The organism is Nocardioides sp. (genome assembly GCF_036503465.1).
Classification (GTDB): domain Bacteria; phylum Actinomycetota; class Actinomycetes; order Propionibacteriales; family Nocardioidaceae; genus Nocardioides.
In genome coordinates, this window is record NZ_DASXWU010000060.1 from 23,875 (window position 1) to 36,482 (window position 12,608).

Below are 12,608 nucleotides of genomic sequence, written 5' to 3' on the forward strand. Positions count from 1 at the left end.
GGCTCCATGATGGCTCATCCCTCGGCTCGGACCACGATCGTCGCGGCGTGCCGCTCGCGGGTCCTGGCCGAGCCCGCCGGGCCCGTTCGGACCGGTCCGCGCAAGGCTGCCGGTGCCCGCCGGGCTAGCGTGGTCGACATGGGTTCCAAGACGGCTGTCGAGGTGCGTGACAACACCGAGGAGCGGAGGTTCGAGGCGTACGTCGAGGGGAGCCTGGCCGGCTTCTCGACGTACGAGCTGAACGACAAGGGGATCTCGATCATGCACACCGAGGTCGACGACGCGTTCGAGGGCCAGGGCGTGGGGTCGGAGTTGGTGCGGCAGATGCTCGACCAGATCCGGCAGACCGCCGACCTGAAGGTCACGGTCCTGTGCCCCTTCGTCACCACGTGGCTGCGCAAGCACCCCGACTACCAGGACCTGATCCGTCGATGAGCGCGAAGCCCATCCTCTTCCACCTCCAGCGCCACCTGCAGCGGTCGCGGGACGGCGTCATGAGCTCGCTCGAGGGTCTGTCGGAGTACGACGTACGCCGGCCGCTGGTGCCGTCGGGCACCAACCTGCTCGGCCTGGTCAAGCACCTCACCGGCATCGAGCTCGGGTACCTGGGTGCCTGCGTGGGCCGACCGTCACCCGTGACACTGCCCTGGGAGGAGGACGGGTCGGTCTGGGAGTCGGCCGACATGTGGGCGACCGCCGACCAGTCGCGCGACTACCTGGTCGGCCTCTACCGGCGGGCCTGGCAGCACAGCGACGAGTCCCTCGAGACCCTGTCGCTGGACGCGCCGGCTTCCGTGCCGTGGTGGCCGGAGGAGCACCGCGAGACGACGTTCGGCGAGCTGGTCGTGCGCGTGGTCGACGAGACCGCGCACCACGCTGGCCACTGCGACATCGTGCGGGAGATGATCGACGGCCGGGGCGGTGGCGACAAGGGCGACATCGGCGACGAGGAGCACTGGACGGCGTACGTCGCGAAGGTCCAGGCGGCGGCCGACGTCTTCCGGGACGCGTCGTCGTAACAGCGGGCCGATGCACTGCGTGGCCGTGTCGGGGTCGGTCGGCGAGCTCGCGCGGGGGCACCTGCACGGGTGCGTGAGAGCTCGGCGACACGGGCGACCTCTGGCGCTCACTCGTCCAGCAGGTGAGCGCAGTCGACGGCGAGGGTGGCCTCGGGTGGAGTGGGGTCGTCGGCCTCCGCCCCGGGCGAGGAGACGGCACCGTCCTCGGTGAGGGACGACTCGCCGTACACGGCTTGGGCGAGGCCGAGGGAAAGGCCGATGATCTCGTGGTCGGCGAGGCCGAGCCGAATGGCGACGGCTCGGGCGTTCTCGGGGCGGTCCTTCGGGTCCTTGGCGAGGAGGTCCTCGATCACACCGGCCAGGTCCTCGGGTACGGCGTCGGGCAGCGGCGGTGGCGTTTCGTGGATGTGACTCATCGCGGTGGCGATCGGGGTGGGCTTGTCGAACGGCTTGGCGCCGCTGAGCATCTCGTGCCCGACCACGCCGAGCGCGTAGAGGTCGGAGGCACCGGTCGCGGGTCGGCCCAGGGCCTGCTCGGGACTGATGTAGCTCGGAGTGCCGAGCAGGTCGCCGGCGCGGGTGTGACCGGAGGCGTCGACGGCCCGGGCGATCCCGAAGTCGGTGAGCTTCACCAGGCCGTCCTCGCGGACCAGGATGTTGGCCGGCTTCACGTCCCGGTGGACGACCCCGGCCTCGTGAGCCACGCCGAGAGCGAGCGCGCACTGGCCCACGATCGAACGGGCCTGTTCCGGAGACAGCGGAGCCTGCTCTCGGATCAGCTGCGAGAGGGGCTTGCCGTCCACCAGCTCCATCACCAGGAACGCCAGGCCGTCGTCCTCGCCGTAGTCGAACAGCGTGGCGATGTTGGTGTGGTTCAGCGATGCGGAGTGCAGCGCCTCGTCCCGGAACCGGTGGGCGAAAACCTCTTCGTGATCGGGGTCGGGCCGCATCACCTTGACGGCGACGTTGCGCTTGAGAACGTCGTCGGCGGCCGCCCACACGTCGGCCATCCCGCCCGAGGCGACACGCTGATCGAGGTGGTAACGACCGCCGAGCACGAATCCCGGCTTGAGCCGGTTCACGTCGTCGGCCTCACAACTGCGTCCCTTCCGCCTCATGGGGGCGACCTGGCCCATCGTGCGGGCGAACTCCCTCCAGCAGGTTACGCGCGTCCTCCAGGGACGGCCGCCTCACCCGGAGGGCTGGGCACGCACCCCTCACCTGGTGCCGAAGTCAGGGTCACAGGGTCACCGGGATCTCAGGAACGCCCCGAAGTGCGGAACCGTGAAGGCGATCCGCCCGCGTTCACCGGAGTAGATCAGCCCCTTCTTCAGCAGCGCGTCACGAGCGGGCGAGAGCGACTGGGGCTTCTTGTCCAGCACGGCGGCCACGTCGGCAGTGGGGACCGACTCGATGTCGTCGAGGGTCGCACCGCCCTCGGTCAGCGCCGATGCGGCGTCGGCCATGGCGCGGAGGTACTCCCGCTCCCCCGGCGTGGCCCGCTCGTAGCGGGAGCCGAAGAACCCGACGGCCAGCTCCCGCTCTGCTTCCGGGGCAGCGACGGAGACGTCCGCTGCAGTGATCGGCGAGCGGGGAGCGAGGTCCCAGACGGCCTTGCCGTAGGCCTGGATGAAGTACGGGTAGCCACCGGTCGCGGCGTACAGCGCGGCCAGCGCCTCGGCGTCGTACGCCGCCTCCTCGGCCTCGGCCGGCACCCGGAGGGCGAGGTCGGCGTTCTCACGGTCGAGGCGGTCGATCCTCTGGTAGGCGAACAGCCGCTCGGAGTAGGACTTGGCCGCGGACAGCACGGCCGGGAGATGGGGCAGCCCGGCGCCGACCACGATCACCGGAAGCCCCGACTGGCTGATCTCGTGGCAGGCCGCGCACAGCGCGGAGACGTCGTCGGGACCGACGTCCTGCATCTCGTCTACGAAGACCGCGATCCCGCGGCCGCAGTCGGCCGCCAGCCCCCCGAGGTCGGTGAAGAGCTCGACCAGGTCGATCTCGATGTCGCCGGAGTCCGCCCGACCGCGGACCGCCGCGACGTCGATGCCCGGATGCCAGCGGTCGCGGAGCTTGGCGCCGGCGCCGGCGTCGCGCTCGGCGAACGACCGGACGACGCCCAGCACGTGGGCCACCGCCTCCTCGTCGGGACGCCCCAGCTCGCGCACGGCCTGGTGCAGCGCGGACGACAGCGGCCGTCGCAGCCCCTGGTCGGGTCGGGCCTCGAGCTTGCCCGTGCCCCAGCCTCGGCGTACGGCGGCCGAACGCATCGCGTTGAGCAGCACCGTCTTGCCGACCCCGCGCAGGCCGGTCAGCACGATGCTCCGCTCGGGCCGCCCGTGCGCCACCCGCTCGAGCACCACGTCGAACGCCGCGAGCTGGGCGCCGCGTCCGGCCAGCTCCGGCGGTCGCTGGCCGGCACCGGGGGCGTAGGGGTTGCGGATCGGGTCCATGCTCGGACCGTATCGGCGTCTCTAGCCGATTCCCTAGATTTCCCGATGCGGGTCGTCCGCCCGAGCGGCACCCACCGCTTCCCCTGAGGCGGACGACCCGGATTGGAGGGCCGGAGGGCGCGGCACGGATTTAGTTAGTACACTTGAACTAATGAACTCGACCGCCTCCCCGACCAGCCTCGGTCCGCGTTACAAGTGGATCGCCCTCTCCACCACCACGCTCGGCGTGCTGATTGCCACGATCAACTCCTCGATCCTGCTGATCGCGCTGCCCGACATCTTCCGTGGGCTGAAGATCGACCCGCTCGCGCCCGGGAACTCCAGCTACCTGCTCTGGCTGATCATGGGCTACCTGGTCGTCACGGCGGTCCTGGTCGTGACCTTCGGCCGCCTCGGCGACATGTACGGCCGGGTCAAGATGTTCAACGCCGGCTTCGCGATCTTCACGGTCTTCTCGGTGGCGCTGAGCGTCACCTGGATGACCGGTACGCCGGGGGTGCTCTGGCTGATCATCATGCGCGTGCTCCAGGGCGTCGGTGGCGCCCTGCTGATGGCGAACTCCTCGGCGATCATCACCGACGCGTTCCCGGCCACCCAGCGCGGCCTGGCGCTCGGGCTGAACATGGTGGCCGGCATCGCCGGCTCGTTCCTCGGCCTGGTGATCGGCGGCGTACTGGCCCCCGTCCACTGGCGTTTCGTCTTCCTGGTGTCGGTGCCGTTCAGCCTCTTCGGCACGCTGTGGGGCTATCTCAAGCTGCGCGACCTCAGCCCGCGCCGGCACCACGTCATGGACTGGTGGGGCAACGTCACCTTCGCCCTCGGCCTGATCGGGGTGCTGGTCGCGATCACCTACGGCATCCAGCCGTACGGCACCCACATCATGGGCTGGACGGACCCCTGGGTGCTGGCCTCCATGATCGGGGGTCTGGTGCTGCTCGGGGTCTTCTGCTTGGTCGAGACCCGGGTCGAGCATCCGATGTTCCACCTCGAGCTGTTCCGGATCCGCGCCTTCACCTTCGGCAACCTCGCGAGCCTGCTCGCGGGGCTCGGCCGCGGCGGGCTGATGTTCATCCTGATCATCTGGCTGCAGGGCATCTGGCTGCCGCGGCACGGCTACTCCTTCGAGTCCACGCCGTTGTGGGCCGGCATCTTCATGCTCCCGATGACCGTGGGCTTCCTGGCCGCAGGACCGTTGTCCGGCTGGCTGTCCGACCACTACGGAGCGCGCCCGTTCGCCACCGGCGGGATGGTGATCGCGGCCCTGAGCTTCTTCTGGTTCGCGGCGCTGCCGGTCGACTTCAGCTACTGGACGTTCGCCCTGGCGCTGTTCGTCAACGGCTTCGGAATGGGGCTGTTCGCCTCCCCCAACCGGGCCGCGATCATGAACGCCCTCCCCGCCAACCGGCGCGGTGTCGGCAACGGCATGAGCACGACGTTCCAGAACTCCTCGATGGTGCTCTCGATCGGCATCTTCTTCTCGCTGATGATCGTCGGCCTCGCGGGCTCGCTGCCCGAGACCATGCAGTCCGGCCTGACGGCACACGGCGTACCGGCGCAGCAGGCGCACGCGGTCGCCGGGCTCCCGCCGGTGGCGGTGCTCTTCGCGTCGCTGCTCGGCTACAACCCGGTGCAGTCGCTGCTCGGTGACCACACCCTGTCGCAGCTGCACGCGTCGGACGCGCGGTACCTGACCGGGCACACGTTCTTCCCGTCGCTGATCTCGGGCCCCTTCCACGACGGGCTGATCGTCGCCTTCGCGTTCGCGATCGCGGCCTGCGTGATCGCGGCCGCGGCATCGTGGTTCATGGGTGAGAAGTTCGTGCACGCCGACGACCAGCACGAGTCCCCCGCGGAGTCGCAGGGCGAGACGCCGCTGGACTTCGCCCAGCCCGAGGCGGGGTCGCCCGAGCCCGAGGACAACGTGCCCGACGACGGTCAGCCCGTGCCCGGGCAGCAGGTGGCCCGGTCGTGACCACCCGTCGTACGCCTTCCCGCGAGGTCACCCGGCTCGCCGGCGAGGTGCGGACCGAGGTGAACCGGCTCGCCTACCACCTGCGCAAGCCGGCCACCCGATCCGGCATCACGCCGACGCGGTTGACCGCGTTGTCGGCGCTGACGCGCTACCCGGACGGCGTGCGTCAGGGTGACCTGGCCGAGCTGATGAACATCTCCGCGCCGAGCATGACCCGCCTGGTCGATCTCCTGGAGGAGGCCGGATGGGTCGAGCGCCGTCGCGATCCGGCCGACCAGCGCTGTCTCCTGCTGGCGCTCTCGCCCGTCGGCCGCAAGACGCTCGACACCCTGCGCGACGAGTCCGCCACCGTGCTCGGCGAGGAGCTCGCCCAGCTGAGCGACGACGAGCGGGCCGCGCTCGCGGCGGCCGTACCCGTCCTGCGCAAGCTCGCCGACCGGCACCTGGAGGCCTAGCAGACCTGGTGCCGTCGCGAGCGGGCGACGGCGTACGCCGTGTCCAGGCCCGAGCGCAGCATCCTGATCAGGTCGGGCACCTCGTCGACGGTCAGCCGGAACGAGCCTGTGCAGACGTTCTCGCGCCACAGGGAGAGCACGACCAGGTCGCTGTCGTAGTGCCAGGTCACCCGGAGCGCACGGTCGCCACCGCGCGAGTCGAGGAAGATCGACCCGCTCGCCGGCAGCGGCCGAACGGTGGCCATGGTCGATTCTCCCTCCGCACCGGTGATCTGTCACCGGACCGCTCCCGTCCCGGTCGACGGTTACCCTCGTACGCATGCCGGAGCTCCCCGAGGTGGAGGCGCTGGCCCTCGACCTCAAGGGCCGTCTGGACGGCCATGCCATCGCCAAGATCCACCTGGCGGCCTTCAGCGCCCTGAAGACCTTCGACCCGCCGGTGCAAGCGCTCGAGGGCACGCTGGTCGACGACGTCACCCGGCACGGCAAGTTCCTCGACATCGAGGCCAGCGGCCTGCACCTGGTCTTCCACCTCGCCCGCGCCGGCTGGATCCGCTGGAAGGACGAGCTGCCGACCGTGCCACCGCGCCCCAACAGCAAGTCCGGCCTGGCGGTCCGGGTGATCCTCGACGACGAGAGCGGCCTCGACGTCACCGAGGCCGGCACGAAGAAGAGCCTGGCGGCGTACGTCGTGCGCTCACCGCAGGACGTGCCCGGCATCGCCACCCTCGGTCCCGACCCGCTCGACGACGCCTTCACCCGCGACACCCTGGCGAACATCCTCGAGGACGCCGGTCGCGCCCAGATCAAGGGCGTCCTACGCCACCAGGGCACCATCGCCGGCATCGGCAACGCCTACAGCGACGAGATCCTGCATGCGGCGCGGATGTCGCCGTTCAAGCCCGCGAACAGCCTGACTGCCGACGAGCTCGACCAGCTGTTCGCGGCCGTCAAGGACGAGCTCGGCGACGCCGTGCAGCGGTCGCGCGGCCTGGCTGCGAGCGAGCTCAAGGGTGAGAAGAAGACGAACATGGCCGTGCACGGCCGCACCGGTGAGCAGTGCCCGGTCTGCGGCGACGTCGTACGTGAGGTCAGCTTCGCCGACTCGTCCCTGCAGTACTGCGCGACCTGCCAGACTGGCGGCAAGCCTCTGGCGGATCGCAGGATGTCTCGCCTGCTCAAGTAGGAATCGAGGTGCGACATGACGGGTCGCAGTTCGACGCGGCGCAGGGTCGCGGCGCTGGCCGTGCTGGTCTCGGCATTCCCGGTGCTGGTCGCCTGCACGCTGAAGAGCGCCGGCAACAGCCCCCAGGGCCCCGAGCCGACCCAGGGCCCGTTCGCCTCCCCGGGCACGGAGACCATCCCCGCGATCCCCTGATCGAGACGGCACCGACGAAGGCAGGCGCGGGCCGGGCTGGTGGAATGGACCCATGGACATCCCGACCGCCTCGGTCTCGGGCCTCCCCGACCCACTGCCGGAGGGGTTGCTGGTGCTCGACGTCCGCGAGGACGAGGAGTGGGAGGCCGGCCACGTCGAGGGATCGCAGCACGTCCCGATGATGGAGCTCGGACAGCGGTACGCCGAGCTGGCCGAGATGTTCGGCGGCGAGCAGACACTGGTCGTGTGCCGGGTCGGCAACCGCTCGGCGTACGCCGCGGCGTTCCTGATCCAGCAGGGCGTCGACGCCGTCAACCTCGAGGGCGGCCTCGTGGCCTGGGCTCGCGCCGGACGACCGCTGGTCACCGACGACGATCGCCCTCCGTCGGTGCTCTAGGGGCCACGTCGGAGTTCGGGTGACGTGTGCACATCCGGGCACGGGCGCGCGAAGTCGGCGTCCGGGGTGGGCAGGACGGTGGGGAGCAGCCGGAGGTACTCATCCCGCGAGACCTCGGCCACTCCGAGCGTCGCCAGGTGAGGGGTCTGCCACTGGGTGTCGACCAGCCGGTCGCGGCCGTCGTCGAGCAGCCGGACCAGCCCGAGCAGCGCCGCCTTCGACGCATCCGTCTCGTCGTGGAACATCGACTCCCCCGCGAACAGCCCTCCGATGGCCACACCGTAGAGACCGCCGACCAGCCGGCCGTCGCGCCAGGTCTCGATCGAGTGCACCCAGCCGAGCTCGTGGAGGCGCAGGTACGCCGCACGGATCTGCGCGTCGATCCAGCCCGACGGGCGCCTCGGGTCCGCGCACCGGTCGATCACCTCCGCGCATGCGGTGTCGACCCGGATCTCGAAGCGCCGTGCGGACTTCGCCAGCGAGCGGGAGACGTGGAAGTCGCCGGGCCGCAGCACGCCGCGGCGTACCGGGCTGAACCACGCCATGGGCGCCCGCCGACCACCGATGGGCATCGGGAAGATGCCCAGCCGGTACGCCGTCAGGATCGTCCCCGGCTCGAGGTCCGCACCGGTCGCCACCAGGTCGTCGGCGGGATGGAATCGCGTGGGCGGCGGGAACTCCCAGATGGTCGGAGGTGGTTCGACCGGCACACGACCACGGTAGGGCGTCAAACGTAGGATCGCGGCATGGCGGCCGGGAGTCCGAGCAGGAGTGGCACGGGCCGTCAGCCGGTCCGGCTGACGGAGCTCGCGCCCGGCCTGACGGCGGCGTTCGTCCGCGAGGCGCTGCACCGGGCGATCCACGGCATCGGTCCCCTTCCGCCCGCTGCGGCCGCCGCCGACAAGCAGCTGAAGGAGCAGCGGGGCGACGTCGACAAGGCGATCCACGAGGTGATCGAGAACCACGTGCGGTACGCCGGGGCGCAGGGCTTCCTGACCAACCTCGGCGGCCTCGCGACGATGGCGTTCACGGTGCCGACCAACATCTCCGGGCTCGCCCTGGTCGAGTGCCGGATGATCGCCGGCATCGCCCACCTGCGCGGCTACGACCTCGACGACCCCCGGGTGCGCAACGCCGTGCTTGTCTGCCTGCTCGGCGAGGACTCCGTGCGCGACCTGGTGCAGGCGAAGAAGCTGCCGGCACCACCGATGGCGCTGGCGACCGCGCCGGCACACGACCCCTCGCTGGACGGGGTGATCTCCGCGGAGGTCGCCTCCGACCTGGTCGCCAAGGTGGCCGGCAAGAAGGTCGCGGGCACGGTCGCCCGGCGCATCCCGATCGTGGGTGGCCTGGTCGGGATGGGCGCCGACGGCTACGCGACGTGGAAGGTCGGTCGCTACGCCGACCGCGAGCTCCTGCCCCTCGCCCGTCGGTAGACCCTCATCAGCAGTCGCCCGGCGTTGCCGGTCTCGAGCCGCCGGACCAGCTTCTCCCGCCACCGGTACGTCGGACGCAGGTAGGCCTTCTCGAGGGCCAGCTGGGCGTCGTGGAGCTCGGCCTCGCGCTGGTGGAGCTGGTGCTGCAGTCTGGCGTGGTCGAGCAGCACGGCCTTGAGCGCATCGACGGCCGCGCCCGAGACGAGCGCCTCGTCGGGGTGGTCGGGGTCGGCGTACTCCTCGACGGGCGGGGCTCCCAGCAGGTCGTCGAGGTCGCCGATCACGTCGTACCCCCGCGCGCGGATCTCGGCGATCCAGGCCTCCGCGAGCCCGGTCGCCCACGGGTGTACGTCGGGTGGCAGCGCGAGCCGGGGAGTACGGGTGCGCCGCGAGAGGGTCTGGTGGGCGAGGAGCTCCCGGACCAGCGGGCGGTACTGGGCCGGCTCGAGCTCCTCGTTGGCCGCCCGGTTGATGCGCCGGATCAGCGTGGTCTCGGCCGAGCCGAGGGAGGGGTTGACTCGTTCGCCGTCGAGCTGGAGATCGATCCCGTCGAGGCCGAACGCCTCGACGAACCGCTTCCAGAGCAGGTCGGGCGACCCACCGGCCGGCGGGACCGTGACGACGTGCACGTGCTCCGGCGGCAGGTCGCTGCCCCAGCGGTCGAGGATGTCCGGGATCTCCTGGACACCCCAGAACCACGTCGCGATGCGGCCCTCGCGACGCGGGTCCTGGATGCGGTCGAGGAATGCGCCGTAGCTGAGCCCCGCCCGGTGCTTGACGTTCTCCTGCCACTCCGCCGGGATCTGGCGCACCAGGTCGCGCACCGAGAGCACGAGGTGGACGTCGGCGCCGCGCCCGTGGCCCAGGCTCTCCAGGGCCCGGCCGATCTGGGCGCGTGAGGCCGTGGCCAGGATCTCGTGGCTGACGATCGCGTCGCCCTGGGCGCGGCGTACCGACGACGCGAGCCAGTCCCACGCCCCGATGGCCTGGGCCTCGAGCCCGCCCCACGGCATCCGCATCAGGTCGAGCGCGGCGAGGAACTGGGCGTCGAAGCGGTCGGCCGGGTAGTCGATGCCGTTGCGGTGCAGGATCCGGCGGTTGTGGTAGAGCACGTGCTGGAGGTACGACGTGCCGGTCTTGGGCGTCCCGACGTGCAGGTGGACCTTCTTGGTCACCATGCTCACTCGGCCTCCCGCCGTGGTGTCTCCGCGGCCCGCCCGGACCGTGGGGTCCCGATCGGCGGACCGAGCAGGACCTGGATCGCCAGCGCGAGCACCCGCTCGTCGTCCGGCGCCGACACGCCCGGCTGGTCGGCCGGTCCTCCGGCGGGGTCCGGCAGCGCGCCGTGGACAGCGTAGTCACCGGTGGCGAGCCGTCGGCGGAGGTCTGTCGTGCCGTCGACCAGCCAGTCGCGGAAGCGCGGCGGCGGCCGGAGCGGAGGTCCGGGATAGGCGGACAGCACCGGCCGCAGCCGGTGCCACATCAGCGCCGTCCGCCGCTCCGGGGTGACCAGCGTGCCGACGACCGGAGCCGTCCGCCGGGCCAGCTCGACGGCGTCGGCCGAGAGGGGTCGCACCGCTGCGATCCGGCGCCGGGTCACCATGCGGACGACGCGGCGTGGGTCGTCCAGCACGACGTGGACATGGCCGGCGCCGACCCGCGGCACCCACTCCTGGGCCCGGGCGGCGAGGTCGATCCGGTCGGGCAGGCCCGTACGGCCCGTCTCGAGTCGCAGCCAGTCGCGCCAGGGCCGGACGCCGGCGCCCAGCGACCGCGCCGTCCACAGGTGCACGAGCATCGACGCGAGGTCGGTGCCGGCCACGACGACGGTCGCGCGACGTCCGCCCGGCGGCCGACCGTCGGCGACCAGGGCGGCGCGCAGGGGGGTGGCCAGCTCGGGGTCGCCGAGCAGCCGGTACCTGCGCCGGAGCAGCCGGGGAGTCCGCGTCTCGAACGGGTCTCCCGCGGCGACGACGTCCTCGGCGATCAGCGCGGTGGCGACGCGCACCAGCTCGTCGCCCGGCAGCTCGGCGGGGTCGACCGGCGGCGGGCCGAACGCCGAGTCCGGCAGGACGCCGACGAGGCCGAGGTCGGGGCGGCCGCGCCCGGGGGCGCTGGTGGCGAGGATGCGGTCGGCGAGCTCGGGCGAGGGCAGGCGCCGCTGGTTGAGGCGGCGCACCAGCTCGAGCTGCTGGGCCCCCGGCAGGTACCGCCCGAAGTGCTGGTCGGCGCCGGCCGCCGAGCCCCACGCCGACCAAGGCGTGGTACCCCCGTCGCGGAGATGCGCCACCCAGCCCCAGGCGCGGGCCTCCCGGTCGCGCTGCGCACCGTCGGCGGCCCGCTCGGAGCGGCGACCGGACGTCGTACGGCTCACCGGCGGTAGGCCTCTCGGGCCCGGCGGATGCGCCCGAGCATCGAGGAGTCGGGGTCGGGTCGCGACGCGGCCTCCTCGGTCATCGCGGCGAGGGCGTCGAGGGCGGCGGTGAGCTGGGCCTCGACGGAGACGCGGTCGGGGTGCCGGTATCTCTGGTCGTCGGGCCAGGGCTCGGGCAGCAGGTCGGCCGGGTCGCCGACCACGTCGACGCCGCTCTGCTCCAGCCACTCGACCCAGGCGTCGCCCCGCTCGCGGGCCCAGTCGTGGAACTTCGGGGGCAGCAGGATCGGCGGCGACTCGTGGCCGCCGAGGGTCTCGTCCGCGAGCATGCCCAGGATCAGCGCGTCGTACCCGGGGTTGTTGCGGGTACGGCGGTCGATCCGCTCGTTGAGCGCACGGAGCACCTGCGTCTCGGCGCTGCCGAGCGAGGCGTTGGCCCGGTCGCTGTCCTCGGGAGCCCACTCGGGGTCGATGCCGAAGACCGTGCAGAAACGTCGCCAGAGCAGGTCGGGGTCGGCGGCGACGGCACCGGACTGGGGGACGGTCACGACGTGGATGTGGTCCGGCGAGAGGCCGTTGCCCCAGGTGGTGAGCACGGCCGGCAGGTCGAAGGCGCGGGCGAACCACGGGTTGCCGTTGCGGACGCGGGAGAGGTAGCGGCCGAACTTCCAGCGCCGCCCCTGCTTGACGCTCTCCTGCCAGCCGGCCGGGGCCTGCCGAGCCAGGTCGCGGGCGGAGTAGACGATGTGGATCTCGGTGCCGTCCCCGCCGAGGTCGTCCTTGAGCCTCGCCACGTGCTGGGCCTGGGCCGGCGCGAGGATCTCGTGACTGATGATGGAGGTGCCGGAGGCGCGGCGTACCCGGCGGACCATGGCGTCCCACGCACCCTCGGCGTGCCCCGGCGGACCGCCCCAGTCCTGGCCCATCAGGTCCAGCGCGGCGCGGAAGTGGAACATCCCCGTGCTCATCAGCGGCGTCCGGCTCGGGATGTGGACGTCGTGGGACGCCAGGCTCTTGGCGTTCTTGGCCAGCCGGTCCTGGAGGTACGTCGTGCCGGTCTTGGGTGCGCCCACGTGCACGTAGACCCTCCGGCTCATACCCGGATTCTCCCACCCACGTGT

At 71.8% G+C, this 12,608-nt stretch carries 15 protein-coding genes; 8 read left to right on the forward strand and 7 right to left on the reverse strand.

Going from position 1 to position 12,608, the window contains the following annotated elements:
* The first annotated feature begins 138 nt into the window (after positions 1-138).
* Positions 139-435 (forward strand): GNAT family N-acetyltransferase, encoded by a 297-nt coding sequence (locus tag VGK78_RS12050; RefSeq protein ID WP_331527883.1) that lies wholly within the window; start codon positions 139-141, stop codon positions 433-435.
* Positions 432-1,019 (forward strand): DinB family protein, encoded by a 588-nt coding sequence (locus tag VGK78_RS12055; RefSeq protein WP_331527884.1) that lies wholly within the window; start codon positions 432-434, stop codon positions 1,017-1,019. Before VGK78_RS12050 ends, VGK78_RS12055 begins: the two co-directional genes overlap by 4 nt.
* 107 nt (positions 1,020-1,126) lie before the next feature.
* On the opposite strand, the gene VGK78_RS12060 is transcribed toward VGK78_RS12055, so the two are convergent.
* Together VGK78_RS12060 and VGK78_RS12065 are read right to left on the reverse strand one after the other, a co-directional pair.
* On the reverse strand, positions 1,127-2,137 hold the full coding sequence (locus tag VGK78_RS12060; RefSeq protein ID WP_331527885.1) for a serine/threonine-protein kinase: 1,011 nt from the start codon (positions 2,135-2,137) through the stop codon (positions 1,127-1,129).
* A 129-nt stretch (positions 2,138-2,266) separates the two neighbouring features.
* Positions 2,267-3,475, reverse strand: coding sequence for an ATP-binding protein (locus VGK78_RS12065; RefSeq protein WP_331527886.1), 1,209 nt, complete (start codon positions 3,473-3,475; stop codon positions 2,267-2,269).
* A 151-nt stretch (positions 3,476-3,626) separates the two neighbouring features.
* Here VGK78_RS12065 and VGK78_RS12070 point away from each other — a divergent pair, with 151 nt between their 5' ends.
* Positions 3,627-5,447, forward strand: coding sequence for an MFS transporter (locus tag VGK78_RS12070; protein ID WP_331527887.1), 1,821 nt, complete (start codon positions 3,627-3,629; stop codon positions 5,445-5,447).
* Positions 5,444-5,902 (forward strand): MarR family winged helix-turn-helix transcriptional regulator, encoded by a 459-nt coding sequence (locus VGK78_RS12075; protein WP_331527888.1) that lies wholly within the window; start codon positions 5,444-5,446, stop codon positions 5,900-5,902. Before VGK78_RS12070 ends, VGK78_RS12075 begins: the two co-directional genes overlap by 4 nt.
* Here VGK78_RS12075 and VGK78_RS12080 read toward each other — a convergent pair.
* Positions 5,899-6,147, reverse strand: a complete 249-nt coding sequence (locus tag VGK78_RS12080; protein ID WP_331527889.1) for a hypothetical protein — start codon at positions 6,145-6,147, stop codon at positions 5,899-5,901. The two genes, VGK78_RS12075 and VGK78_RS12080, sit on opposite strands and share 4 nt — an antisense overlap.
* A 74-nt stretch (positions 6,148-6,221) precedes the next feature.
* Here VGK78_RS12080 and VGK78_RS12085 point away from each other — a divergent pair, with 74 nt between their 5' ends.
* The 3 genes from VGK78_RS12085 to VGK78_RS12095 are packed head-to-tail and all read left to right on the forward strand — an operon-like array spanning position 6,222 to position 7,677.
* Positions 6,222-7,088: an Fpg/Nei family DNA glycosylase gene (locus VGK78_RS12085; protein ID WP_331527890.1), complete on the forward strand. Its 867-nt coding sequence runs from the start codon at positions 6,222-6,224 to the stop codon at positions 7,086-7,088.
* Positions 7,089-7,103: 15 nt separating this feature from the next.
* Positions 7,104-7,280 (forward strand): hypothetical protein, encoded by a 177-nt coding sequence (locus VGK78_RS12090; RefSeq protein ID WP_331527891.1) that lies wholly within the window; start codon positions 7,104-7,106, stop codon positions 7,278-7,280.
* 52 nt (positions 7,281-7,332) lie between these two features.
* Positions 7,333-7,677, forward strand: coding sequence for a rhodanese-like domain-containing protein (locus VGK78_RS12095; protein WP_331527892.1), 345 nt, complete (start codon positions 7,333-7,335; stop codon positions 7,675-7,677).
* On the opposite strand, the gene aat is transcribed toward VGK78_RS12095, so the two are convergent.
* Positions 7,674-8,387 carry a leucyl/phenylalanyl-tRNA--protein transferase gene (gene aat, locus VGK78_RS12100; RefSeq protein ID WP_331527893.1) on the reverse strand — a complete coding sequence of 238 codons (714 nt, stop codon included), beginning with the start codon at positions 8,385-8,387 and terminating at the stop codon, positions 7,674-7,676. The two genes, VGK78_RS12095 and aat, sit on opposite strands and share 4 nt — an antisense overlap.
* Positions 8,388-8,423: 36 nt before the next feature.
* Here aat and VGK78_RS12105 point away from each other — a divergent pair, with 36 nt between their 5' ends.
* Positions 8,424-9,113 (forward strand): EcsC family protein, encoded by a 690-nt coding sequence (locus VGK78_RS12105; protein ID WP_331527894.1) that lies wholly within the window; start codon positions 8,424-8,426, stop codon positions 9,111-9,113.
* Here the strand turns inward: VGK78_RS12105 and VGK78_RS12110 are convergent.
* From VGK78_RS12110 to VGK78_RS12120, 3 genes are read right to left on the reverse strand one after another with little or no spacing between them, the layout of a single operon-like run.
* A complete protein-coding gene (locus tag VGK78_RS12110; RefSeq protein ID WP_331527942.1) occupies positions 9,074-10,291 on the reverse strand; it encodes a hypothetical protein in 1,218 nt (405 codons plus the stop codon). The two genes, VGK78_RS12105 and VGK78_RS12110, sit on opposite strands and share 40 nt — an antisense overlap.
* 2 nt (positions 10,292-10,293) lie before the next feature.
* The gene (locus VGK78_RS12115) at positions 10,294-11,487 is read right to left on the reverse strand and encodes a hypothetical protein (protein WP_331527895.1); all 1,194 of its coding nucleotides are present in this window, start codon (positions 11,485-11,487) and stop codon (positions 10,294-10,296) included.
* Positions 11,484-12,584 carry a hypothetical protein gene (locus tag VGK78_RS12120; protein ID WP_331527896.1) on the reverse strand — a complete coding sequence of 367 codons (1,101 nt, stop codon included), beginning with the start codon at positions 12,582-12,584 and terminating at the stop codon, positions 11,484-11,486. The genes VGK78_RS12115 and VGK78_RS12120 overlap by 4 nt, the downstream gene beginning before the upstream one ends.
* Positions 12,585-12,608: the final 24 nt, after the last annotated feature.

What these genes read in the sequence shown, in the direction of transcription:
- VGK78_RS12090 (WP_331527891.1), top strand. Translation starts at nt 7,104, where the DNA reads ATGACGGGTCGCAGTTCGACGCGGCGCAGGGTCGCGGCGCTGGCCGTG.
- VGK78_RS12050 (WP_331527883.1), top strand. Translation starts at nt 139, where the DNA reads ATGGGTTCCAAGACGGCTGTCGAGGTGCGTGACAACACCGAGGAGCGG.
- VGK78_RS12105 (WP_331527894.1), top strand. Translation starts at nt 8,424, where the DNA reads ATGGCGGCCGGGAGTCCGAGCAGGAGTGGCACGGGCCGTCAGCCGGTC.
- VGK78_RS12110 (WP_331527942.1), bottom strand. Translation starts at nt 10,291, where the DNA reads ATGGTGACCAAGAAGGTCCACCTGCACGTCGGGACGCCCAAGACCGGC.
- VGK78_RS12080 (WP_331527889.1), bottom strand. Translation starts at nt 6,147, where the DNA reads ATGGCCACCGTTCGGCCGCTGCCGGCGAGCGGGTCGATCTTCCTCGAC.
- VGK78_RS12055 (WP_331527884.1), top strand. Translation starts at nt 432, where the DNA reads ATGAGCGCGAAGCCCATCCTCTTCCACCTCCAGCGCCACCTGCAGCGG.
- VGK78_RS12065 (WP_331527886.1), bottom strand. Translation starts at nt 3,475, where the DNA reads ATGGACCCGATCCGCAACCCCTACGCCCCCGGTGCCGGCCAGCGACCG.
- VGK78_RS12095 (WP_331527892.1), top strand. Translation starts at nt 7,333, where the DNA reads ATGGACATCCCGACCGCCTCGGTCTCGGGCCTCCCCGACCCACTGCCG.
- VGK78_RS12085 (WP_331527890.1), top strand. Translation starts at nt 6,222, where the DNA reads ATGCCGGAGCTCCCCGAGGTGGAGGCGCTGGCCCTCGACCTCAAGGGC.
- VGK78_RS12060 (WP_331527885.1), bottom strand. Translation starts at nt 2,137, where the DNA reads ATGAGGCGGAAGGGACGCAGTTGTGAGGCCGACGACGTGAACCGGCTC.
- VGK78_RS12070 (WP_331527887.1), top strand. Translation starts at nt 3,627, where the DNA reads ATGAACTCGACCGCCTCCCCGACCAGCCTCGGTCCGCGTTACAAGTGG.
- VGK78_RS12120 (WP_331527896.1), bottom strand. Translation starts at nt 12,584, where the DNA reads ATGAGCCGGAGGGTCTACGTGCACGTGGGCGCACCCAAGACCGGCACG.